Genomic DNA, 1,839 nt, shown 5'->3' on the forward strand with positions numbered 1-1,839 from the left:
TGCGCTGATGGAGCGGGCTGGCAACATGGATACTCATCGGAAACTCCTGTCTGAGGTGAGGTGACGAACACCTCGATCCTCAAGACAGGACGCCCCGTCCGCTACCAATGACCTCGATCTAGATCAGCGGGCCCGAGCTAAACCACCCGCAGCCGCAAACTATCGCGCAGCGATTTAGTGCTCTGGCACAAAGCGGCATTTCGCTGCCGCGCAACAATTCGGTCGCTTTCGGAGTAAAGAAGACGTCGGGTCGAATTTTATGAGTATGCGGCCTAGCACTACTTTGGCAGATTGCTTTTATGCCGCATGCCGTCGAGCGATTTTCGGCAGTGCGGGCATCGCTGCAGTGGTCGGGTGATGAGATTGACGATGGCGTGACGTACGGCCGGCAAGCTTGGTTGAGGCGGTGGACCGTTGATTCTTTTTTCCCCGCTTCGCTTGGGTGAGGCGACGATGTTGAAGGAAGGCGTACGCGATCATTATCATGAGCGCGTGTCGGTGAAGGCCTTGCCAAGATCGGCCCTCGAAATGGTCGAGGCCGAGTTCTTCTTTCATCTGCTGGTGGGCCTGCTCGCAAACCCATCGTGCCTTTAGGATGGCAGCGAGCGTGCGCAGGTTCGTCTCGACGGGCAGGTTGGCGAGATAGTATTTCTTCTCCCCTGACGCACGGTGTTCGCCGATAAGCCAGGCCTCGTCTCCCGGCAGATGTTGCTGACCCTTGTCCCTGATCCGCTGCGCAGCTCCGTCGGCTGTACGCACACGGACCGCGGCAAAACGGGCTTTGAGCTTTCCTTTCGTGCCAGTACGCCAACTGATGTTCCGCCACTTGGCATCGGCCAGCATGTCTTCGGCCGCTATCGACAGAATGTCAGGAATTGAGCGCCGACGCGGACGGCCGCGCTTGGCAATTGGCCAGATCAGTTGCACCCCGACTGGGTACACCTTGAGATGACGAGGGATGCCAACGGCCCAGGCCAAACCGCGCGCCGTCAGCCCTTGCCGGAATGGCGCGCTCAGCCCGTACCCGGCATCCGCGAGCGCACAGCCGAAGCGGACACCGGCTGCAATCATCCGGTCGATCTCAGCGAGCGCGATCTCCGGCTTCGTTCGCGCAGTCCGATGTTCGGCCGGAACGCCAGCCTGCTTCAGACGGGCTCGATCACTCGTCCAGCTCTCAGGCAGGAAGAGGCGCAGAGCGACCGTCACCGGCACCTCGCCGCGCGCCAGCGTCAGCGACACCAGCGTTTGACAATTGGCGGTCTTGCCCAAAGCCGAAGCATATTGCGCCGCCACGCCGACCGAGTGCTTGCCTTTCTTCGGCATGGCCGTGTCGTCGATTACCAACACCGCATCGCTGGCGCCGACGAGCCCGTCAGCTTGGATCAGAAGTTCCGTTTCCAGAGGCGCCGCATCCCAGACTCCAGCAGCAACAAAATGATGCAACTGATCATAATTACCGGGCGCAAATCGCTCGGCCATCGGCGCAACGCTCTTGCGATCACCCGGGCCGATCAGTCCCGCTACATACAGGGGACACATCCGCTGCCGCGCCTTGTGACCCAAACGCTCCAGGAATGGCTTCAGCCACCGCTCAAGCTCGCCTTCCCATCCCGTCCTCGTGTTCGCCATGGTCGGCCCTCCATAAGCCGACCACCCATGAATCACGCAAAAAGCGATTCGGGAATCCCGCGCCGCTAATAATATGCCAAAGTAGTGCTAAGCGGCCCTTCACTTGACTGCCGGCCGCGCCTAGATTGTTGCGACAGACAGTGGAGTGCCTCGATGGCCCAAACCGCAGAACTCGATGTCGCACCGGATACGATCGAAGCGACACTCAAT

1 protein-coding gene is annotated in these 1,839 nt (G+C 60.3%); it reads right to left on the reverse strand.

The genetic code is table 11. The features are described from left to right. Positions 1-297: 297 nt before the first annotated feature. A complete protein-coding gene (locus WB528_RS05275; protein ID WP_423887371.1) occupies positions 298-1,629 on the reverse strand; it encodes an IS701 family transposase in 1,332 nt (443 codons plus the stop codon). Positions 1,630-1,839: the final 210 nt, after the last annotated feature.

The organism is Bradyrhizobium sp. (assembly GCF_049586575.1).
Taxonomy (GTDB): Bacteria; Pseudomonadota; Alphaproteobacteria; order Rhizobiales; family Xanthobacteraceae; genus Bradyrhizobium.

Excerpts from the sequence above, each read along its gene's own strand:
- WB528_RS05275 (WP_423887371.1), bottom strand. The coding sequence starts at position 1,629 with ATGGCGAACACGAGGACGGGATGGGAAGGCGAGCTTGAGCGGTGGCTG.